This is a genomic window from Noviherbaspirillum sp., assembly GCF_036563305.1.
GTDB lineage: Bacteria > Pseudomonadota > Gammaproteobacteria > Burkholderiales > Burkholderiaceae_D > Noviherbaspirillum.
This window is the reverse complement of sequence record NZ_DATCMQ010000005.1, coordinates 19,795-42,015: the sequence shown is the minus strand read 5'-3', so window position 1 is coordinate 42,015 and position 22,221 is coordinate 19,795. Positions and strand designations below refer to the sequence as shown.

Sequence of the window (22,221 nt, the reverse complement as noted above, 5' to 3'; positions counted from 1 at the left end):
GGCCGCCGGCAGGACCGCCCGTCCACTCAGGCGGACAGCTTCTGCATCTCGGCGTGCAGGTCGGCCTTGCCCTCGAAGCCGATGCCCGGCAGGTCCGGCATCGTGATGTAACCGTTGTCGACCTTGACGCCATCCGGGAAGCCGCCGTACGGCTGGAACAGGTCAGGATAGGATTCATTGCCGCCGAGGCCCAGGCCGGCGGCAATGTTCAGCGACATCTGGTGGCCGCCGTGCGGAATGCAGCGACTGGGCGACCAGCCGTGCTGGTGCAGCATGTCGAGCGTACGCAGATATTCGACCAGACCGTAGCTCAGCGCGCAGTCGAACTGCAGCCAGTCCCGGTCGGGCCGCATGCCGCCGTAGCGGATCAGGTTGCGCGCATCCTGCATCGAGAACAGGTCTTCGCCGGTCGCCATCGGATTCGGGTAGTAGTTGCGCAGTGTCGCCTGCAGTTCGAAATCCAGGGGGTCGCCCGGCTCCTCGTACCAGAACAGGTCGTACCGGGACAGCGCCTTCGCATACTGGATGGCGGTGTCCAGGTCGAAGCGACCGTTGGCGTCGACCGCGAGCTTCTGCCCGTCCTGCAGCACGCTGAGGATGGAATCGATCCGGCGCAGATCCTCGTCGAGCGAAGCGCCGCCGATCTTCTTCTTCACCACCGTGTATCCGCGGTCGATATAGCTGCGCATCTCGTCCTTGAGCTTGCCATGGTCCTGTCCGGGATAGTAGTACCCGCCGGCGGCATAGACAAAAATCTTCCGGTTGGGCCTGCCGTTTCCGTAACGGTCTGCAAGAAGCTGGAACAAGGGCTTGCCCTCGATCTTGGCGACCGCATCCCAGACGGCCATGTCGATGGTGCCGATCGCCACCGAGCGCTCGCCGTGACCGCCCGGCTTTTCATTGGTAAACATCGTGTTCCAGATCCTTTCCGGATCCAGGTTGTTGCCGGTGGCATCGACGAGGCTGTCGGGATTTGCTTCCAGCAGGCGCGGGATGAAGCGCTCCCGCATCAGGGTGCCCTGGCCGTAGCGGCCGTTGGAGTTGAATCCGTAACCGACGACCGGCTTGCCGTCCCGGATCACATCGGTGATGACCGCAACCAGACTGAGTGTCATCTTGCTGAAGTCGATGTAGGCATTGCGGATGGGTGAGCTGATCGGAACGGTTTTCTCGCGGATTTCAACGATACGCATGGGAATCTCCAGATGATGTCTCGCCGCGCGGGCGGGACGCGCTGCAGGAGTGACCAGCATAGTCCTGGAAAAGATGTTTAGAATTCACTGGATTTCAATTGAAAAGTGAATGACGGTGAAAACCAATATCTCGGCGGACCTGGGGTTCTTTGTCCTGATCGCCCGTCACCGCAGTCTCTCGGCAGCGGCGCGCGCGCTCGATCTCACGCCGCCGGCCGCGACCAAGCGCCTTGCCCAGCTGGAAAGCCGGCTGGGGGTGCGGCTTGTCAACCGGACCACGCGCAGCATCAGCCTGACCAGCGAAGGCGAAACCTTCCTTGCCCACGCGACGCGCATCCTGGATGAGATCGAGGAGATGGAGGAAGCGGTGACGTCGGGAAGGTCGACCCCGCGAGGCCTGCTGCGCGTGAATGCCACGCTCGGATTCGGCCGCACGACGATCGCGCCCCTCGTCTCGGCGTTCGCGAAGCAATATCCGGATGTCGAAGTGCAGGTGGAAGTCACGGATGGCCCCGTCGACCTCGTCGAGCGCGGGTTCGATCTCGCCATCCGCTTCGGCGCCCTGCCGGACAAGCGGCTGAACGCGCGGCGCCTGATGTCCAACCGGCGATTTCTCTGTGCGTCGCCCGCCTACCTCGAGCGCCACGGCGAGCCGGCCTCCCTCGCCGACCTGGCCGACCACCGGTGCATCATCCACAGGCAGAACGACGATGCATATGGCGTCTGGCGCTTCGTCAGCGGCGAACACACCGAAGCCGTCAAGGTGCGCGGAACGCTTGCCAGCAACGACGGCGATATCGCGCTCGGCTGGGCGCTGGAAGGGCACGGCATCCTGATACGCTCGGAATGGGACCTGGCGAAGTATGTCGAAAGCGGCAGGCTGAAGGTCGTGCTTCCGAAACTCGCCTTGCCTGCGGCCGACCTGTTCGTCTACTACCCCAGCCGCCGCAACCAGTCCATCCGCACGCGGGCGTTCATCGACTTCCTGGTGACGCATTTCCGCAGGCCGTTCAAGCCCATCGCCCCGGCGGAAGAGACCTGACCGCACAACCGATGCAGACGTATCCGTCAGGCGGAGACCGTTCGTCTGCCGCAGGCCCTGCCCGATGGTCGGAGGGTGCTACGCCTGCCTGCGGATCATTGGGGAATCCGCACGGTGCCGTGGATGGTGATGCCGGGCTCGACGACGACCGGCGGAGGCGCAGGAACGTACACGGGCGCCTGTTCGTAGGCGCCCTGACGCGGCCCCTCGCATTTTCGCTCTTCCTTGTATTCCCCGCTCTTTTCCCATTTGCGCTCGACCTTGCAGTTGCCGTCCCTGCCCGCGGCGCAGGGCAGCCAACCCGGTGCCAGCAATGCATGCATTGCACGCCGGCACGTCGATGAGGATGCCCTTGCCATGCAGCCGTTGCAGCAGGTCCGCGTTAATGTGTATATTTTTCTGGTCTTTGCCGGCGGCAGGAACAATCGCGCTACGGCTTGAGGCAGATCGTGTTCAGTCATGCAGAGGCGGACGACGCCGTTGGGTGATCGTCTAGCCGCCGGCGGACCCACCGGGCAGGAGCGGACACGCGATATTTTCCCGACAACCGCCATGGAATCGGCACATGCAAAACAACAATCACAAAGCGCAACAGAAATTCTGGCGAGACGTCGAGTTGCCGTACATCGAGGCGCGGTTCGTGCGGCACGGCAGCGAACTGCGGTATGCGCGTCACTGGCATGACACCTTTTCGGTCGGAATCATCACGGGCGGTCGGAGCAGCTACCTCAACGGCACGACGGCCGTCGAAGTCGATAAAGGGACGCTCGTGGTGATCAACCCCGGCGATATCCATGTGTGCAATCCCGTCGACGGGACGGACTGGTCATACCTGATGTTCTATTTCGACACGGCGTGGTTCGGGCGGGTACAGGCCGAGTGCGGAGGGGATGCCGACGGCGCCTTTCGTCCTTATACAACGGCCGCGACGCATGCGCCGCATCTTGCCAGCGCCGGCGAGCAGCTGTTCGCCACCTTGACCGATTCCGACAGCGATCGGCTGGCGAGAGAGGTCGCGGTGACCGACTACGCGGCCTTGTTGGCGCGCGACCTCGCGCCGGGTGCGATCGACCCGCCCGACGCCGGCCGGAAAATCGAAGGTGCAGCGCAGTATATCGATGCGCACTTCACGGAAGCGCTCCGTCTCGATGCTATCTGCGCCGCCGCCAAGCTTTCGTCCTCGTATCTTATTCGCGCATTCAAGAAGCGCTATGGCGTCGCACCGCACGAGTACCAGACGAACCGCCGCATTCAACACGCCCAGGCACGACTGCGGGAAGGACTTCCGATCGCCCAGGTCGCACTGGAAACAGGATTCGCGGACCAGGCCCATTTCCAGCGCACATTCAAGCGTCTCACCGCGGCGACGCCGGGACAATACCGCGGCTGAGCGGACCTCAGGCGACAATCAGATAGACCACGCTCAGCATGATCATCGTCGCCATCACCCGATTGAAGAAACGAACCCGGGCGGACTCCTGCAGATAGTCTTGGAGGAAGCTGCCGGCCCAGGCCCAACTGGCAATCGACAGGTAGCAGATGACGAAGTAGACGCCGGTGAACAGCCAGACCGCGGCCGCATCGCCGCCGGAGGCATACGTGCCCATGCCGGCGACCGAAGCGAGCCAGGCCTTGGGATTCAACCACTGCATGGCCGCGCCCTGCGCAATGGAGGGGCGCCTCGTCGCGGGTCCGGCGTCCAGCTCGCCGGAATCCATGGCCAGTCGCCAGGCCATATACAGCAGGAACGCCGCGCCTGCCCAACGGATCGCCTCCGTCAATTGCGGCCATTGCACAATCATTTCGTGCAGCCCGAGTCCGGTGAGCAGCAGCAGAAGGGAAAAGCCGATGGTTGCGCCGGTGACGTGGGGCAGACTGGCGGTGAAGCCATAGCGGGCGCCGCTGCCGAGAGCAACAATGTTGACCGGACCCGGTGAGATCGAAGCAGCCAGGGCAAAGGCCGCCATGGAGGCAATCAGGTTCATCTACATACCCGTGCAAGTGAAGGACACGGCGGACGATATCGCGGACGGATGCGTACGTATTGAAGAAAATTGCCCTGCTCCCTGCTCCCTGCTCCCTGCTCCCTGCTTCCTGCTGGCCGCGTTGCGCAGCCGGAGAGACGCACGGCCCGGCCTGGCGCGGGTCGACGCGCCGGACGCGGGTGCATACCTTCCATCCGAAGCTGGTCGGCGATCGGCTTTCGACTGCACTCCTGTTTTTCCGCACGCAGCGCAATGGTATATTTTCAGCCTTCACAGGCATGTCCCCGGGCAGACCGGACCGGGGTTGTGCAAGCAGCCTTTCCATTCCATTCCGGCCTGGGAGCTTCACATGCAGCACGCCGGCATTGCCTCTGCCTATGATCGACTGGCCGAACGCTGGCTGGACGAACGGTTCAGCCGGACCGATGGCGTTCACCAGCACAAGCGCGCGCTGAACTTCCTCGCCGACGGCGCCGGCGGTCGGGCGCTCAACGTCGGCTGCGGGTGCAACACCCGGTTCAACGCGCTGATGCATGAACGTGGACTGGAGATCGAGGGCATCGATATCTCCGCGCGCATGGTGGCCTTGGCTGAAGCAGCGGACCCGGCGGTAACCGTGCACCATGCCGATGTCTGCACATGGCAGCCGCAGCATCGCTATCACTTCATCACCGCGTGGGACAGCATCTGGCATGTTCGACTCGAACACCAGCGGGCGCTGATGCTGAAGCTCATGGGCGCGCTGGAAGCCGGCGGCGTGTTCATCTTCTCTGCGGGCGGGCTCGATGAAGCCGGGGAGCATGTGGATTCAGCAATGGGTCCCGAGGTCTACTACAGCACGCTCGGCATTCCCGGTCTGCTCGACGCTGTCTCGGACGCGGGTTGTGTCTGCCGACACCTCGAGTTCGATCAGCATCCGCAGAAGCATCTCTGCGTCATCGTCCAGCGTCTCTTCCGGTCGACGCAAGCTTGAGCCCGGGGTAGCATGCGCTGCGATGCACCGCAGCCCTGCCCGCCGGCGCGCGATGCGTCCGATGCCGTTCGGCATGGCGTTCGCCGATGCCACCGCATCCCCTCTTCGGCATGGGTGGGCAGCGACAGAGGCAACGTGCTCCGGGCGTCCTTCAATGATCGCAAGCAGAAGCACGGGCAGCCTCCGCCTGGCCGAAAACGGGTACCTGGAAAGCGCGCACTTCCGATGCGGGCAGCGGTGCCGACATGAGGTAGCCTTGTACTTCCTCGCAACCGAGTTGCTGCAGAATCCGCAACTGCCCGTCGGACTCGACGCCCTCGGCAATCACCTTCATCTCCAGCGCCTTCGCCATCGAGATGATCGCCCTGAAGAGCACCTCGCCTTCTTCCGCCCGCCCAAGGCGTGACGTGAATGCGCGGTCGACCTTCAACACGTCGACGTCCAGGCTGTGCAGCATCGCAAGCGAGGAATACCCGGTGCCGAAGTCGTCAAGATGAACCGACACCCCCATTGCCCTCAATGCTGCCAGCTCATGGGCGACCTGCTGCGCATTCGTGGCCATCGTGGATTCGGTCAGTTCGACCTCGATGGTGGAGGCCGGCAAGCCATACTGCTGCAGACAGCGTTCCACGAGGCCCGTCACGCTGCCGTCGTTGAACTGCTTGCCGGAGATATTGACCGACACGGGGACCAGCGGCATGCCCTCTGCCCGCCACTGGGCGAGCTGTGCGCCAACCTTGTCCATCACGATTTCTCCGAGACGGAGGATGAGGCCGGTGCTTTCCGCCGCGGGAATGAAGTCGCCCGGGTACACGATCCCCCGGACGGGATGCTGCCAGCGCACCAGTGCCTCGAGGCCCGCGAGCGTTCCGTTTCGCAGGCTCACCCGCGGTTGATAGTGCACGATGAACTCGTCATTCTCTGTGGCGCGTGCGAGTTCGCGCTCGGTTTCCCAGCGGCGTTGCAGGCGCGCGAACAGTGCATCGCTGAAGAAGTGGTAGCGCATGCCGATGTCGGCTTTTGCGTTGTACATCGCGATGTCGGCGTTCCTGATCAGGGTCTCGGCCTCTTGCCCGTCCCTTGGATACAGGCTGATGCCGATCGAGGTACCGATCAGGAACTCCTGCCGATGAATGTGGAAAGGCTGCGCCAGCGCGTCGACAATGCGTTGCGCCACCTCTGCCGCGTTCGCCTCGCGTTCGATGTTCTCCAGCAAGACGATGAACTCGTCGCCGCCGAAGCGGGCGATCCTGTCGTCCGGTCGCAACACGGTCTGCATGCGGTGGGCGACGGCCTGCAGCAACTGGTCACCTGTGGAATGCCCCCAGGAGTCGTTGACGATCTTGAACTTGTCCAGGTCGACGAACAGGGTGGCGAGGAACCGCCCTTCCCGACCGGCGCGCTCGAGCGCCAGCGGCAGATAGCGCGACAGCCAGTGGCGGTTCGGCAGCGCGGTAAGCGTGTCCTGCTCGGCCAGGACGCTCTTCTCCTGTTCGAGCTGCTTGCGCTCGCCGATGTCCCGGATCGTGACTGCGATGTTTTCTCCTGCCCGCACGAACCGGCGGTTGATCCACGTCGCGTCCAGCTTCGTGTCGCTTCGGGTCTTGTACTCTTCCTCATGAAAACCATGCTCGACCACGTTCGTCACGACGCCGAGCAGCTCCTGCAGCAAAGGGCCGCTGTACAGCTGCCGCAGGCGCGACCCGATCAGGTCCTTGCGCGTCAGCCCGTAGAACGACGCTCCCCGCTCATTGCAGTCCACCATCTCGTAGTCCACGATGCTGTCGCCCTTGCCGTAGATGGGACTCCACATGAAAAAACCTTCCTTCGCGCCCTCGGTCGCGATGCGGTAGGTGCTGCGGATGGTTTCTTCACAGTGCTTCCGCCAGGCCAGCCGCAGCGACATGACCGTGGCGGCAATCGCGAACAAGATGAACACCGCGGTTCCTGCCGCCCCGATGCGCCGGTAGTTCGCCTCGATTTCCTGCAAGGGGCGAAACACGTCCTCGGCACCAAGGCCCACGACGGCGACCAGGGGATAGCCGGGCACCTGTTCCGATGCAAGGTAGCGCCGGATTCCATCCGCGAACCAGCTGGCGTGACTCACTCCCTGTATCCACGGCCCCGCGCGCAGGAAATCCGGCTGGATCACCTTGGGGCGGAGCGCGCTTTCTACCGTTCCCCCAAGCTTGGCGGCGCGCAGCACGCCGTCTTGCCCGACCAGCGCGAGCACGCCGGTGGCGCCGAGCGAGGACTTGTTCGTGAAGTCCGCAAGAAACGCCGCGTCGATCGAGGCCCAGATGACGCCGGCAAAACCGCCGCGCGGATGATCCAGCCGCCTGGACAGGACAACGATTTCCGTTTCAGGCAGGAGACTTTTCAGCGGCGGGCCGATCCGCAGTGAAGGGGTGGGATGCGACTGGTGGAACCTGAAGTCGTCGCGGTCACTGACCGACCTCCCCAACGCGCCGGGGATCGTGGTCGAAGTGACGATCCCGTCCGTGTCGGCCACCGATATGCCGAGTATCGTGTTATCGATGAACCCGGTCTTTTTCTGGATCTCCTCCAGCGTGCGCATGCTTTCTGCGTTTTCCCAGACGCTCTTCAGCACCGACGTCAACTGGTCCAGTTGCGCCACATTCCGCCCGATCTGCTGCGCGTAGGTGGCAGAGAGGAGCGTTGCCTGGCGGAGGGCATCGTCTTCCATCCTTTGCCGGTCCGCATCCAGCATCGAGAACAGCACAACCCAAAGCAGCACCCCAAGGGCCAGCGATACGACGGGCCAGACGACGAGCGAAGCCGCCTGTCGCCGCACAAAGCGCCTTTTGTCGCGGGTGAGCCATCCGGGCTTCCAAGGCTGGAAGAAGGCGCCCTTGTCGCAATTGTTCATGTTGAAACGAAATTCGTAGGAGTTGCACGTTTGCAACATCTTATGCGATAAGCCGCGGGTTTGGCGAGGAACGGTCGGGTGAAAGCGCCGATGCGTCGGTTTTCTGCGTCAGGTGTCCCGGGCCGCCATCCCCGCATTGCGCCCGGCGGCGCCGGAACCGCTGCTGCGCCTGCACCTGACCTGAGCACGTCAACTTCCCGCTGCACGGTCGAGGAACTTGCCCCGCCCGCCATTCTCTATCCGGATATCGCCTGCGAATCCGGAGCGCGAGTCAGCACAGGCACAGGAGACCGCGATGCAGGGGGACTATTCAACATCCGCGCCGCCGGACGGTCATGGTGCCGCTGGCGGCGGCGAGGCCCGCCTCCCGGCCGACGCTGAAGCGGCGCGCCTGCGCATGATGTTCGAACAGGCGCCCGGCTTCATTGCCATTCTGCGCGGTCCGGACTACGTGTACGAAGTCGTCAATCGGGCGTACTGCCAGTTGGTGGGGCACGACGACTTGATCGGGCGGCCGGTTCGGGAAGTGCTTCCCGAGTTGGAAGGACAGGGCTATCTTCCCTTGCTCGACGATGTATATGTCACCGGCAGACCGTTCGTCGGTCACAAGCGGCGCATCCGCTTCCAGCCATCCAGGGACGCGCCCGAGGTGGAGCGCTACATCGATTTCGTCTACCAGCCGCTCTTTGATGCCGATGGAAGAGTCACCGGAATCTTCCTGCAGGGACAGGATGTAACGGAGCAGCACGTCATGCAGGAGGCGCTGCGCCGCAACGAGGAGCGCTGGAAACTGGCCATCGAGGGCGCGCGGGACGGCGTCTGGGATTGGGATGTTGCCAGCGGCGAGGTCGAACTGTCGCGGCACTACAAGGATATCCTGGGCTATGAGGAGGTGGATTTCCCGAACCGGCTCGAGGAATGGGCCGGGCGCATCCATCCGGAGGACCGTGACGCCACCATGGACGCCCTGATGCACACGGTCCAGACCGGTGCGCCCTATCACATGGAATACCGTCTTCGCTGCAAGGACAACAACTACAAGTGGGTGCTTTCGCGTGGTGTCATCGTCGCCCGGAACAATGCAGGTCTTGCCACGCGGCTGACCGGGACCATGAGCGACATCTCGGAACGCAAGCAGACCGACGAAGCGATTTGGCGCCATGCCAACTTCTGTCCGCTGACCGGTCTGCCGAACCGCCGCCTGTTCCAGGACCGCCTCGCCCAGGAGGTGCGCAAGGCACATCGGGAGGGTGACCAGGTCGCGCTCCTGTTCATCGACCTGGATCGCTTCAAGGAGGTCAACGACTCGTTGGGTCATGAGGCCGGCGACCGCTTGCTGATGCAGGTTGGCGACCGGCTGGTCAATTGCGTGCGCGAGGGGGACACGGTCGCGCGCCTCGGCGGGGATGAATTCACGGTGATACTGACCGACCTGCATGCGTATCCAAAGGTCGAGAGCGTGGCGCAGAAGATCATCGGACGCCTCGACGAACCGTTCCGGATCAAGGGCGAAACCATCCGCATCAGCGCAAGCATTGGCGTCACCCGCTACCCCGCCGACGCGGCCGACGCCCAAGGGTTGATACGCAACGCAGACCAGGCGATGTACGCGGCCAAATACGCGGGCAAGAACCAGTACCGGATGTTTCACAAACAGATGCGGCATGACGCCCAGAAAGGGGCAAGGCTGCTGCGCGACTTGCGAACCGCCCTCGCTTCCGACCAGCTGCTGCTCCACTTCCAGCCCGTCGTCGACCTGTCTTCCTCAACCATCGTCAAGGCCGAGGCGTTGCTGCGGTGGCTGCATCCCAGGCATGGCTTCATCAGTCCTGACCGCTTCATTCCGGCCGCGGAGGATTCCGGACTGATACACGAGATCGGGGACTGGGTATTCACGGAAGCCGCCATGTGGGCTGCGCATTGGAGAGAAACATCGGGCGAGAGCATTGAAATCAGCATCAACCGCTCGCCCGTGCAATTCCATCGGCCACTGCCGATGAACTGGATACATGTGCTCGAGAAGCATGGCGCGGCGGTCGGCAGCATCGTCGTCGAGATCACCGAAGGCGTGCTTCTCAATGCATCCGAACAGGTTGCGGAGACGCTTAGCCGCTACCGGGACGCCGGGGTTCAGGTGGCGCTCGACGACTTCGGAACCGGCTACTCATCGCTGGCCTATCTCAAGCGGTTCGACATCGACTACCTGAAGATCGACCAGAGCTTCGTGCGTGACCTCGAATGCAGTGAAGGCAGCAGGGCAATTACCGAATCGATGATAGCGATGGGCCACCGGCTGGGTCTCAAAATCATCGCCGAAGGCGTCGAGAAGCCGGAACAGGCGGCCATACTTTCTGCTGCAGGCTGCGACTACGGACAGGGTTTTCTGTTTTCCAAGCCGGTGCCGCCGCAAGTGTTCGAGCAATTGCTCATCCGCTGAGCGGCGAAGCCCGTTCGGCCGGACGGCGGCGTTCCCCTCCCACGGCAGAAGACGCTTCCCGTTCCGCTGCGACCGCCGATCCAGCGATCGCTTCGCTCGCTCCTTCACTTGCACCTGGCCGGCAGCATCGGTCCGGTCGCGACCGGCAGGAAAAAGCCCGTCGCCCAACCGAACATCCAAGCAAGCATCGTTGCAACTCGGCGCTGCCCTACCCCGTTACAAGACGCGTGACGTTGCCTACATGCAACACTGTCGCACCAGTATTGTGCGTTCGGCTTCCAATTCCCCTTTCAGGTGCAGTAAATTGCTTTACAGAATTGAGTGCAGGGGCGGTGCCTGCTGGATTGAGGTTTTGACGTGGAACTGGCAGCAGAAAACGCAGTGAGCGAAATGCTTTCCTTCACATTGGGAAGCGAAGAGTACGGCATCGGCATACACAAGGTGCAGGAGATCCGCGGGTACGAAGCCGTTACCGCCATTCCGGAGTCCCCGTCATACCTGAAAGGGGTCATCAATCTTCGCGGCGTGATTGTTCCCATTGTGGACATGCGCGTTCGCTTTTGCACGGGAACCCCTACCTACGACGCGACCACCGTTGTCATCATCGTCAACTGCAACGAGCGGGTGACGGGCATCGTGGTCGACAGCGTGTCGGACGTCGTCGCGCTGACCACCGAACAGATCAGACCCGCGCCTGAAGTCGTTGCTGCCTTCGACGCAAAGACGCTGATCGGACTTGGCACGCTGGAAAAGCGCATGTTGATCCTGCTGGACATCGACCGCCTCCTGGCTGACATCGACGTCGGCAGTTCCGGCGCCTTGCTTCGCTAGACCCGACCGGGAAGAACCGCCACCGGTTCCGACGCTTGTGCGTTTTTTCCCGCATCAAAGGAAACAGCATTGGGGAGAGCGGACAGACACGGCCAAAAAGCACCACATACAACGCGCCCCGGAATCGCCGGCGGTCGCAAACGGGAGTAAGTCGCGACCTTGCGACGCACTGATCCATGAAACGATGGAATGTGCGCGCAACCGGTCGCCGGCTGCTCGGGCATGACCTTATCAATTTCCGCGCAAAGCAGCGGGCAAACACAGTTGCAGACAGGGATATGAAAATTTCCAATTTTAAGATTGGCACCAGGCTGGGAATCGGTTTCGGCATCATGGGCCTGTTTCTCCTCATCTGCATGGGCGTCGGCATCACGATGCTCGGCCGGATCAATCAGAGCACGGACGTGATCGCAAACGATCGCCTACCGAAAATCGCCACCGCGAATGCGTTGCTGACCGAGATCAACGACATTGCCATTGCGCTGCGAAACATGATGTTGAATGAGGACCAGGCGGACCGCCAGAAGCAGATTGACGAAATCCTGTCGTCGCGCCAGGAATCGAAGGCCCATCTCCAGACGCTTGAGCGCACGCTGAAGGTACCCAAGGCACAGGACCTTCTGAAGGAAATGGCCGCAGCGGATGAACAATACCAGCGCGGCCAGGAAGCACTGCTGCAGAAGATCCAGGCCGCGGCGCTCGACGACGCGAAGGCATACCTGGCGAACGACCTGCGGCCGGTGCTGGCGAACTACAAGCGCCTGATCGCCGAGCAGATAAAGCTGCAGACGGACATCACCACGTCGGCTGCGACGGAAGCGGCGGAAACCTACGCCAGCACGCGGAACATGATGCTCGCTTTTGGCGCGGCGATCCTGGCTTTCGCCGCGTGGATCGCACTCTGGATCACGCGATCGATCGTGCGCCCGGTCGATGAAGCGCTGAAGATCGCCAACACGGTCGCTTCCGGCGACCTGACCAGCCGGATCGAGGTCCGCACCAGCGACGAGATGGGCAATCTGCTGCAGGCCCTCAAGGCGATGAACGAAAGCCTGGTCAGTACGGTTGCCACTGTACGCACCAGCACCGACACGATCGCCACGGCGTCCGCGCAGGTCGCCGCCGGCAGCCAGGACTTGTCGTCGCGGACCGAGCAGCAGGCTTCGTCGCTCGAGGAGACCGCATCCTCGATGGAGGAACTGACTTCCACGGTCCGGCAGAATGCGGACAATGCCCGCCAGGCGAACGCGCTGGCCAACACCGCGTCCTCGGTCGCGCTGAAGGGCGGGGAAGTCATCGCGCAGGTCGTCAGCACCATGGGCGAGATCAATGCGTCGGCCGGCAAGATCGCCGACATCATCAGCGTCATCGACGGCATCGCCTTCCAGACCAACATCCTCGCCCTGAATGCGGCGGTTGAGGCCGCCCGGGCCGGCGAACAGGGGCGGGGATTCGCGGTGGTGGCCTCCGAAGTGCGTACCCTTGCCCAGCGGTCGGCAGCGGCAGCCAAGGAAATCAAGGCCCTGATCGAGGATTCGACGGCCAAGGTCGAGACCGGCAGCGCCCTGGTGAACAATGCCGGAACGACCATGTCCGAGATCGTGGACAGCGTCAAGCGCGTGACCGACATCATGGCCGAGATAGCGGCAGCGAGCCAGGAGCAGACCTCCGGCATCGAGCAGATCAACGGCGCAGTGACGCAGATGGACCAGGTGACCCAGCAGAACGCGGCACTGGTTGAAGAAGCCGCTGCCGCCTCGGCCGCAATGCAGGAGCAGGCGGCGAAACTGGCGCAGGCAGTGGCAGTATTCCGCATCGATGGTGCAGCGTCCGCGACGTCTGTGCCCACAAAGACGCACGCCGTGGTACAGAAATCGGTAAGCAGCGTCGGTCACCGGCCTCCGGTGAAGCAGGACCGGCAAATGAAGCAGCGGCCTGCATTGCCGAAGACGACGCATCCAGCGGGCGATTGGGAAGAGTTCTGATACGAAGGCGGGTCTGCCGCCGCCTGGGTGGCGGTGGGAGACCCGGTCGGCGGAAACCGTCTCGGTCGAACCGCCCCGGATAACGCCATTGCGCCTCTGCGTCCACGGCAAGCGGTGGCTGCGTACAGGCGCAGATTGCGTCGCAGGGACAGACAACGTCCCCGCATTCGGCGCCGCTTCGCCTCACTCTCCGAGGCCCACTTCAGCGGCGCCAGCACGTCATCCCGGAAGTCCGGCCGGCGGGAGCGCTACCATTCCTTGTTAGGCCGGCTTCACGCTCAATCCGGCGCGAGCAAGCCGCGGCGGGTCGTCGAAATCGATGAAGCGATCGCCGCCGCATGCGCGCAGCAGGGCATCGGCCTCGCGCCGGCCCCCCTCGTCGAGAGAGAGGTAACAGTCCCTTGCCCTCTGCAGCATCCACAGGCTGTATGGGCGAACGATACGCTTTCCCTCGCGCCCCCCAAGCGAGAATGCATGCATGCCGAGCGTCCGCGGCAAGTTCTCGCCGGGATGTGCCTGCATCCACTCCCGCACCAGCCGGGCGGACTCCGCGAGCACCGGAAGCTGCTCGCTGAACATGCGGCGCAGCACGGGAAGAAGCGTCGCCGGCAGGTCGTCCCGCGGCAGGAAGTCGCCGGCCAGGGGAACCGGCTGCTGCATGCGCTCGACCCATTGCGCCACCCGCGGCGCAGTCCTGCGCATGTGCTCTCCGCTCGCGGGGTCCCGATATTGATGGGCGTAGAGCGGGCCGAACAGACCGAAGTCTCCTATCGACGGACGGTCGCCGAACAGGAAAGGATGGTGTTCGAAATGCGCGGAGAGCTCTGCGAGCAGGCTTTCATAGGACGATTCGATGGACGCATGCATGTGCGGCTCGGCGCCGAGCAGCACGGCAGCATTGGCGAATGGTTCCGCGCGGCGCGCGCCGATCTCCCGTTGCTGCTCCGGCGATGCGTCGGGGGCGCTGAGGGCGCCGAACGCGCGGATTGCCCATTCCCTGTTGTGGTGCCAGCGATAGTGCATCGCCGGTATCACCAGCCATTCGTCGCCGTAGACTTCCAGCAGCAAGGCGGCGAGGCGCTGCCGCGGCGTCGCGGGATAGACGGAAGGGCCACCAATGCGTGACTCCAGCATGTCGATAATCTCGGTGCTGTCCTGCAGGCAGGCGTCGTCGGGCGCAATGACCACGGGGATGACGGGAAATCCGACGCGGGGAAGGATGATCTCCTTGAATGCCCGCGCATCTGCCGGCACTTCCTCGAACGCGATGTTCTTCCAGCGCAGGTAGGCGCGCACCTTGCCGGTGAAATAGCTGATGTCCGCGCCGTACAGCTTGTACTTCGGGTCTTGCATGATGTCTCCGGTTCGCATCGCGTTCACGCTGGCATCCATGCTACAAGAAAAAGCACGACCGTGCAGTAATTGTGAAAGGCATGGAGCCAAAGCGGAGCCCGGCCTGTCCGGTTCATCGGGCGCGGACGTCTTCGGCGCGACCATCACCTGCACTGCCGCGCCAACCTCAACCCCTGGCGGGCATGGGTGCTGCCATCAGCTTGAAGTCCCGCAGCGGCAGGCGCAAGGAAACGGCTGCCGCGATCAGCAGCAGGACGCCGGAACTGCCGAACGCGACCCAGTGGGTCCCGAACTGCTCGAAACCCCAGCCTCCCAGCCACGAGCTGAGCATGGCGCCTACCTGGTGGCCGAGATAGGCCGTGCCGTACAGGACGCCGACCAGGCGCACGCCGTAGATGTCGGCAAGCATGGCCGAGGACGTGGCGATGCTGCCGGCCCAGACCATGCCGCCGATGGCGGCGGCGATGTACAGCTCCCATTGCGTCCCGACCAGCAGGAGCGCAAAGAAACCGAGGCCGCGGACAAGATAGATGATGCCGAGGATGTTCCTGCGTTGCACGCGATCCGAAATCCTGCCCAGCACCAGGGTACCGAGAATGGCGACAAGCCCGATTACCCCGATTCCATAAGAACTTGTCATCGCGTCGAAGCCGTGATCCATCAGCATCGGCACGCCATGGGTGCCAAGCAGATTCATGCTGAAGCCGCAGGCGAAAAGGCCGGCCACGATCTTCCAGAAAGGCGATGTGCGCACGGCTGCGCTGAATGAAAGCCCCGTAGAAGCAACCTTGGCTGCCGCCGGGTTCGCACTGATCTGCTCGGGCAGCAGGTCGGTGTTCGCCGGCGCGTCCTCGCGCATGACGAAGAATGCCGCCGGCACGGTGATCAGGGCAAACACGACTGCAAAAGCCACCAGCGTCGACTGCCAGCCCATCCAATGGATCGCCGAGGTGAGGACCGGCGTCAGGATCGCCATGCCGGCCATCGAACCGGTGGACAGGAAGAACAATGCCATGCCCCGCTGGCGGGTGAACCAGCGGCTGATGATCGGCGTCAGCGCGACCGGACTGGTAAAGCCGAGGCCTGCCGACATCAGCACGCCGAACGCGAGCAGGAAGCCAAGCGGCGTGCGGGCCGTCACTGTCCAGATCACCGAAACGAAGACGATCGCGGTGCCGAGCAGGAGCACGAAGCGCGTTCCGAAACGCCCGACCAGGTAGCCGGCCAGCGGCATCGCCAGGCCATAGCAGAGCATGCCGATGCCGATGATCGTCGCCAGCAGGCTGCGGCTGAACCCGAGGTCTTCGACCATCGGCAGGAAGTATGGCCCGATGCCGAGGCGCATGCCCACGGTCAGCGTGGTGAGCAGGGTGGAGGCGGCCACGATGTTCCAGCCGAAGTACCAGGATCGAGAAGTCATGGAGGGTGACGAGGAACAGGATACGGGCAGCCTGGTCCAGGGCAGTTTGAACGTTGTTAGAGTGTAGCAAATGGCGTGTGGATGCGTTCGCCCCCGGTTGTCCCGCGCGGCGCGGCGCCGTGACCGGTACGGTCGAATCCGGGGACGGCCGGATGCCGCCGGTATCCGGCCTGCGCGCCCGCCGTCGACGCGTCGTCCGCAGGCGCCGGTTCGAGGGGAAGCACGCATTCCTGTCTCGACTGCGCATTTCGGCGCCGGGCAATGCAGACGCCGTTGCGCGACGCCCCGGCGCCGTCAGCTAGGTCCCGGAGAACGGCGTCCCGAACACGCCGACCGCAAGTTCCGCCCATGCGAGGCATAGCGCCGCTGCGAGCACGGCGACAAGGACGGCCCGATACCGGGGACGGACGATGAACATGGCCAACATCCGGTAGAGGACAAACGTACTGGCCAGGAGTACGGCGGCAACCGCAAAATCGGACAAGTCCCAGTGCATTTCATCCTCGAAAGTCGTTGTACGGTTGCCGCCACGGACAGCGACGGGACAGGCCGGCGGCTGTGCGTCGGTTTCCAACGGCTGTCGGCCGACCGCGAAGCAGTGCCCCGTCCCCGCCGCCCGCTCAGAATCCTGCCTCCCGCACCAGCACCGAGAGTATACGCGACAGGTTGTTCAGCAAGACCGCGTGCCATCCCGCCTCCAGCCTGACCTTCCCGCGCACCACCATCGGTACGCCGCCTGCATCGTCGTCAGGCCGGATCCTGATCCGGTACAGCGCCTCGTGCGCGACCAGCCCGCCCTGGGCCAGCCTCGTCGCTGCCAGTTCGCCGCCGTTGGGCGATGCCAGCAAGGGTGGCACCATGCGCCCTGCCGCCGGGTCGACTGCGACGACCGTGCCGCGCAGCACCGGCACGTCGGCCAGCTCGGGGTAGAAGCGCGCGCTGTCGCCGACCTTTACCGACTGCAGCAGCTGCTCATCGACATAGGCATCGATCTCGCCGGCCTGGCCGGCAACCACGTGCAACAGGGGATGCCGGGCCTGCACCCAGCGGCCGGGCAGCAGGTCCGGCGGCATGTCGCGCACGATGCCCGCATGCGGCGCCGTGACGGAAAGGCGCGCGAGCTCTTCGGCCGCACCAGCCTCGTCGGCCAGCGCTTCGCCCAGCTGTTCTTCCAGCACCAGGCTGCGCTCGCGCTGCAGCGGATTGGCCGACACCCGCGCCAGCTCCTGGTTCAGGCCTGCGGCGCGCAACCTTGCACGCTGCAGGCGATTGACCAGTTCCGGCGACTCCAGCCGCAGCAGCGGCGCGCCGGCGGCCACCTGCTGGCCGGCGCGTACATGGACTTGCGCCACCCGGGCCGGACTGGCGGGATAGATGGCGGTGGACTGTATCGCCCGGAGCAGGGCCGGCGCGCTGACTTGGCTGGACAGCGGCACCAGCCACAGGAACAGGAGCAGGAGTCCCGCCACTGCAAGCCACGCACGCCGGTCGAGGCGCCACTCGGAACGTTTCGCAAACAATGCCTTTACCTCCACGGACACCGGCCGGACGATGAACCAGCCGATTTCGATCGCCATCAGGAAGATGCCGAGCAATTTGAAGAACAGGTGATACACCATCAAGGCGATGCCGATGAACAGCACCAGACGGTAGATCCAGGTGGTGTAGGCAAACGCAATCAACGCGCGCTTGCGCACGTCGCTCATCGTCGGCTCGGTATCGCGCTCCTCCAGGCCGAACAGGCGCCGCCGCAACGCATTGCGGGCAAGCGCGGAACTGCGCTCGTGCAGGTTGGGCATGTCGAGCGCGTCCGACAGCAGGAAATAGCCGTCGAAGCGCATGAAGGGACTGGCGTTGATGGCCAGGGTCAGCACCCAGGTCGATGTGGCGAGCAGGAAGAACATGCTGCGCAGCCCGCCGTCGGGCGTCAGCGCCCAGGCCAGCGTGGTCCATGCGGCAAGCGCAAGCTCGGAGGCCATGCCGGCGGCGGCAATGGCGAAGCGCCGTGACGGCAGGTTGAGCTTCCACGACTCGCCGGTGTCGGTGTACAGCATCGGCCACATCACGAGGAAGGCCACGCCCATCGTCGGCACCCGCAGGCCCATGCGCTTGGCAGTGTATGCATGGCCAAGTTCATGGATCACCTTGGCGAACGTGGCGGCGATGCCGTAGTACAGCAGACCTTCCAGGCTGAAGAAGTACGAAAACGATGAGGCGAGCGCGTCCGCCTGACGGGTTGCCAGGTACAGGCCGAGCAGCCCGGCAAGCAGCGTCGCGGCGAGGAAGCCGCGGGTGAAGAAAGGCGCCACGCGCGGCAGCGACTGTGCCAGGAAGCGATCCGGATGCAGCAGCGGGACGCGGAAGAACAGGTAGTGATGGATGGCCTGCTTCCACCAGGGCGGACGGGCGGCAATCCAGCGCTTGCGCAAGGTCTCGCGGGCAGGGGCATCCGCCATGACCAGCTGATGATGCCGCAGGAAGGCCAGCAGCGCGGCAGCCTCGTCGGCTGCCGGATGCAAGGGCGTCTCGGCCGCGACCGCCGCGCACAACGCGTCGATCTCCATGCCCGCCTCCCAGCGGCTGAGCATCTCGAACTCGAGCCAGCCGAGCTCGTAGAAGCGGTTGCGCACCGGGTCGTGGACGCGCCAGGATGGCGCGCCGTCCGCGTGCGGCGGTCCGGGCAGCAGCTGCAGGTCCTGGCGCAGTGCCGGCAGGACCGGTGCCGGCGGCGGCGATGAAGCGAGTGCGGCGTCCATGTTCAGCTTCCGATTGCCGGCCCGGTGGCGCCGTCGAATCCGAGCGCCGGCAGCATGGCTGCCTCGGCCTCGCCCTGCACGCCCTCGGCCAGCGCCATGCCGCCGAGGCCGTGAATGACCGCGCACACGCTCTTCAGGAAATGCTGGTTGCCGACGGACTGGTCCACCTCCCGTACGAAGCCGGCATCGACCTTGATGTAGTCGAGGCCCAGCGCGTACAGGCTGCCGATCGCGGCGAAGTCGCGTCCGAAGCGTTCGACGCCGGCCTTGCAGCCGCGGGCGCGCACGCCGCGCATCAGCTCCGTAAGCGCCTGCGGATGACGTGTCCCCGCCTCCGCCGGAATCTCGATCCACAGCCTGGGCAATACCTCCGGATGGCGGTCGAGCAGGGCCAGCAGCGATGCGACGAAGCCGGGCATACCCGGACTGTCGGCAGACAGGTTGAGCGCGAGCGGCTCCGGGTCCTGCCCGAGCTGCGCCAGCACCGCCTGCGCCACGGCCAGGTCGAATTCGGCGCCAAGGCCAAGGCGTCCCACCATCGGCATGAAGCGGCCGGCCGCCGACCACTCGCCGCTGCCGTCCAGGTCGAGACGGACGAAGCATTCCTGGTGCAGTAGGCGCCCATCCAGGGTGCGGGTGGCAAAGCGGGCGAGCCGGATCCGGCCGCCGCCGATCGCGGCCCGCAGGCGCTGTTCCCATTCCCGGGCGCCGAGGATGCCGGAGACGGGTATGCCGTCCTCGGCGGCGGCGGCGTTGCCCGGTTGCGCCTCCGCACGGGCGAGCACGGCGTCGGCCCGGGCCAGCACCGCGGCCGGCGTCTCGCCGGACTCGAAGCGCACCGCGCTGATCGCGGTTACTGCAGGCGTGCCGGCAAGCGAGGCAAGGCCTGCAAGCTCCGCTTGCGCCGCAAGCGCCTCGGCCGCCCCCGCGGCCGACGTCTCGCCCGGCAGCAGCAGCGCCAGGTCTGCGCCGTTGAGGCGACCTGCCAGCGCGCCCTGGGCTTCTGCGGCAGCTTCCGCGCGGGCGCCGACGAGGCGCGCCACCCTGACCAGCAGCCCGTCGCCGATTTCGCGTCCGGCGCGACGGTTGATGCCGGCGAGATCGCGGATCCGGCACAGCAGCAGCACGCCGCCGTCCCGGCCGGTCTCGGCGTCCAGCGCCTGCGCCAGGCGCGTCATGAAGAAGCCGCGCAGGGCCAGCCCGGTAAGCCCGTCGTGGTTGGCGGCATGCCGCATCTGTTCCAGCTGCCTGCCCTCCTCCAGGAACATCTGGTGCAGTCGTCCGACCATCTGGTTCATCGCGCGGCCGACGGCGTGAAGCTCGGGGGTTTCCGGTTCCGGCATGGCCACGAACCGGCGTTCCGCAATGGCCTGCGCCTGCTGGACGATCGCCGTCAGGGGCCGGCGCAGGCGCTGCAGCACCGCGGTGCACAGCCAGCCGGTGGCAAGGCCGGCAAGCAGGAATCCGGCGAACAGCTGCAAGGCGATGCGCTGAAGCTGCGCGTAGGCGGCGTCGCGCACGCTCGCCAGCTCGACCGTGCCGAATACCACAGGGCCGTCGGCGATTTCGGCGCGGCCCGGCTGCGGCTGGACCGGCAGCAATGCAGCGAGCAGTTGCGGCGCCGGCGCGGCATCGTGCATCTCGACCAGCAGCCGGCCGCCGCGGTCGCGCACCCGCACCAGCTCGTACTGGCCGCCCTCGAACAGGGTCGCGGCCTGCAGCTCCAGCGTGCCGGTGTCCTTCCCCAGCTGCGACATCGACAGCGCCAGCGCGGCGGCGGCGTCGGCGTTCTTCACGGCCAGCTGCTGCTCGAGATAGCTGCGCGCGCCGTACGCACTGATGCCGAAGCTGGCGATGAACGAAAGGGCCATGCAGGCAATGACGGTGATCCAGAGTTGACGGTAAAGCGACATAGGTCCTCAGCGGCTGTCGGTGACAATGAGTGCGGCAGCGTAGGCATCCGAGCAGGCGCGCGCCAGCGACAGGTTGCGCGTGCTGCCTTTCTCCTGGCAGGCGGGATCGCCGCTGCGCATCGAGGTGGTGACGAATTGGTGGAGTGCCTGCCGGCCGGCCGCGTCGGCGGCGAATGCAGCACGGCCGGTGTCGGGCAGCAGGCCGGGGTCGCGCTGGTTGTCGGCGACGATCGCCAGGACGGCGCTGCCGCGCGCTGCGATGCGCCGTCCAATGTTGGGCCAGGAAAAGCTGGCGCCGGCACGCAAGCGGTTGTCGCGCTCGTCTGCATTGGGGAACAGCAGGCGGTAGCCGCCCTGCGGCTCGGTGGCCAGCAGGTACAGGTAGCCGACCGTCGACGCCCGCACATTGAGCGCCTGCAGCTCGCCGCCCGCCGCCACGACCGGCGTCAGCAGCAGCTCCCGCCGTCCGTCGCGCCCCGCATGCAGGTCTTCGAGCAACGCTTGCGCACCGGCCTGGCTGCTGGCTGGACCGGCAGCCATAAGGGGAGCGAATGCGCGGTTGCCATGCAGTTGCGGTTTTGCTTCCGGTCCCGCAGGCAGGCGGCGCTCGACCTGGCCCTGCGTGCATCGCGCCAGCTCGGTGAAGGACAACGCCCCGGAGCCGTCGCTGTCCCATTCCGCCGGTGCCGCCGCGCATGCGCGCACGCCGCTCGAAAAGACGCCCCCGCTGGCGGCGTCGTCCCAGGCCGGGTCTTCCGGCCGTCCTGCGGACAAACCGATGATGTTCGCCGTCGGCACGGCGCCCTTGCGCAGCTCATTGACGAATCCGCGCCAGCGACGGTTCTTGCCGGGCCGGCAGGCGGCGTCCGGCGAAGGCAGGCACCGCGCCGTCATGCCGCGACCGCCTTCTGGCGCCGTATTGCATGAATCGAAAAACACCATGGTCTTGTCGGCGCGCTCGGCAACCGGCAACAGATAGCCGGCGAGTTCGCCGTGCCCGAGCGGCGCGCCGTCGGCGGCGATGAAGGTCTCTTCGCAGCCGCCGGGCCGGTCGAGATCGGCACGGCTGCTGCCGAGTCCGGAGAAATACACCAGCACCTGGTCGCTTGGGGCGATGCGCATCGCCAGGTCGGTGCCCGCGCGGCGGATCGCGTCGGCGCCGGCGTCCCGATCACGCAGCATCCTCACCTGTTCGGGCGGGATGCCGAGCAAGCGCGCCAGGGTCCTCGCATGCTCGGCGTCCCGATCGGCGCCCGCGAGGCGCGGCAGGCCGCCTCCGTAGTTGCCGATCACGATCAGCAGCGCATGCCGGCTGCTGCGCGCGCCCTGAATGTCGCCTCCCTGGGCGCCGGCCGCACAGGCGGACACTGCCATCAGCAGTACGGCAATGATGGTGCGGAACGGCATGGGGAAGGCGTCGGAAGTCTCACAGCGGCATTATGC

The 22,221-nt window shown here is 65.1% G+C and carries 16 protein-coding genes; 6 read left to right on the top strand and 10 right to left on the bottom strand.

The genetic code is table 11. From position 1 onward, the window contains the following. Positions 1-26: 26 nt before the first annotated feature. Positions 27-1,193 (bottom strand): mandelate racemase/muconate lactonizing enzyme family protein, encoded by a 1,167-nt coding sequence (locus VIM12_RS03005; RefSeq protein ID WP_331940132.1) that lies wholly within the window; start codon positions 1,191-1,193, stop codon positions 27-29. A gap of 109 nt (positions 1,194-1,302) precedes the next feature. Between VIM12_RS03005 and VIM12_RS03000 the strand changes: the two genes are divergently transcribed. Further along, positions 1,303-2,235 (top strand): LysR family transcriptional regulator, encoded by a 933-nt coding sequence (locus VIM12_RS03000; RefSeq protein WP_414691742.1) that lies wholly within the window; start codon positions 1,303-1,305, stop codon positions 2,233-2,235. Positions 2,236-2,330: 95 nt separating this feature from the next. Here the strand turns inward: VIM12_RS03000 and VIM12_RS02995 are convergent, their stop codons facing one another. Continuing rightward, positions 2,331-2,558, bottom strand: a complete 228-nt coding sequence (locus tag VIM12_RS02995) for a hypothetical protein (protein WP_331940131.1) — start codon at positions 2,556-2,558, stop codon at positions 2,331-2,333. Positions 2,559-2,800: 242 nt separating this feature from the next. Between VIM12_RS02995 and VIM12_RS02990 the strand changes: the two genes are divergently transcribed. Further along, positions 2,801-3,625 (top strand): AraC family transcriptional regulator, encoded by an 825-nt coding sequence (locus VIM12_RS02990; protein ID WP_331940130.1) that lies wholly within the window; start codon positions 2,801-2,803, stop codon positions 3,623-3,625. Between the two features lie 7 nt (positions 3,626-3,632). Here the strand turns inward: VIM12_RS02990 and VIM12_RS02985 are convergent, their stop codons facing one another. After that, positions 3,633-4,220 carry a LysE family translocator gene (locus VIM12_RS02985; RefSeq protein WP_331940129.1) on the bottom strand — a complete coding sequence of 196 codons (588 nt, stop codon included), beginning with the start codon at positions 4,218-4,220 and terminating at the stop codon, positions 3,633-3,635. Positions 4,221-4,569: 349 nt separating this feature from the next. On the opposite strand from VIM12_RS02985, the gene VIM12_RS02980 reads away from it, so the two are divergent. Beyond that, entirely contained in the window at positions 4,570-5,193 is a 624-nt protein-coding gene (locus VIM12_RS02980; protein WP_331940128.1) for a class I SAM-dependent DNA methyltransferase, read from the top strand. A 151-nt stretch (positions 5,194-5,344) separates the two neighbouring features. On the opposite strand, the gene VIM12_RS02975 is transcribed toward VIM12_RS02980, so the two are convergent. After that, on the bottom strand, positions 5,345-8,083 hold the full coding sequence (locus VIM12_RS02975; RefSeq protein ID WP_331940127.1) for a bifunctional diguanylate cyclase/phosphodiesterase: 2,739 nt from the start codon (positions 8,081-8,083) through the stop codon (positions 5,345-5,347). A 295-nt stretch (positions 8,084-8,378) separates the two neighbouring features. Between VIM12_RS02975 and VIM12_RS02970 the strand changes: the two genes are divergently transcribed. From VIM12_RS02970 to VIM12_RS02960, 3 genes are all read left to right on the top strand, one after another. Beyond that, the gene (locus VIM12_RS02970) at positions 8,379-10,520 is read left to right on the top strand and encodes a putative bifunctional diguanylate cyclase/phosphodiesterase (RefSeq protein ID WP_331940126.1); all 2,142 of its coding nucleotides are present in this window, start codon (positions 8,379-8,381) and stop codon (positions 10,518-10,520) included. Between the two features lie 390 nt (positions 10,521-10,910). Further along, positions 10,911-11,351: a chemotaxis protein CheW gene (locus VIM12_RS02965; RefSeq protein ID WP_331940204.1), complete on the top strand. Its 441-nt coding sequence runs from the start codon at positions 10,911-10,913 to the stop codon at positions 11,349-11,351. 278 nt (positions 11,352-11,629) lie between these two features. Further along, positions 11,630-13,336, top strand: a complete 1,707-nt coding sequence (locus VIM12_RS02960; protein WP_331940125.1) for a methyl-accepting chemotaxis protein — start codon at positions 11,630-11,632, stop codon at positions 13,334-13,336. A gap of 261 nt (positions 13,337-13,597) precedes the next feature. Here VIM12_RS02960 and VIM12_RS02955 read toward each other — a convergent pair whose 3' ends face one another. The 6 genes from VIM12_RS02955 to VIM12_RS02930 all read right to left on the bottom strand — a co-directional run bounded on the left by VIM12_RS02955 (position 13,598) and on the right by VIM12_RS02930 (position 22,185). Further along, positions 13,598-14,689: a glutathione S-transferase family protein gene (locus VIM12_RS02955; protein WP_331940124.1), complete on the bottom strand. Its 1,092-nt coding sequence runs from the start codon at positions 14,687-14,689 to the stop codon at positions 13,598-13,600. 166 nt (positions 14,690-14,855) lie between these two features. Next, positions 14,856-16,109 (bottom strand): MFS transporter, encoded by a 1,254-nt coding sequence (locus VIM12_RS02950; protein ID WP_331940123.1) that lies wholly within the window; start codon positions 16,107-16,109, stop codon positions 14,856-14,858. 298 nt (positions 16,110-16,407) lie between these two features. Then, a complete protein-coding gene (locus VIM12_RS02945) occupies positions 16,408-16,605 on the bottom strand; it encodes a hypothetical protein (protein WP_331940122.1) in 198 nt (65 codons plus the stop codon). Between the two features lie 124 nt (positions 16,606-16,729). Continuing rightward, on the bottom strand, positions 16,730-18,865 hold the full coding sequence (locus VIM12_RS02940) for an HlyD family efflux transporter periplasmic adaptor subunit (protein ID WP_331940121.1): 2,136 nt from the start codon (positions 18,863-18,865) through the stop codon (positions 16,730-16,732). A 2-nt stretch (positions 18,866-18,867) separates the two neighbouring features. Beyond that, complete coding sequence (locus VIM12_RS02935; protein WP_331940120.1) at positions 18,868-20,778, bottom strand: EAL domain-containing protein; 1,911 nt, start codon at positions 20,776-20,778, stop codon at positions 18,868-18,870. 6 nt (positions 20,779-20,784) lie between these two features. Next, entirely contained in the window at positions 20,785-22,185 is a 1,401-nt protein-coding gene (locus VIM12_RS02930; RefSeq protein WP_331940119.1) for a caspase family protein, read from the bottom strand. Positions 22,186-22,221 lie beyond the last annotated feature (36 nt).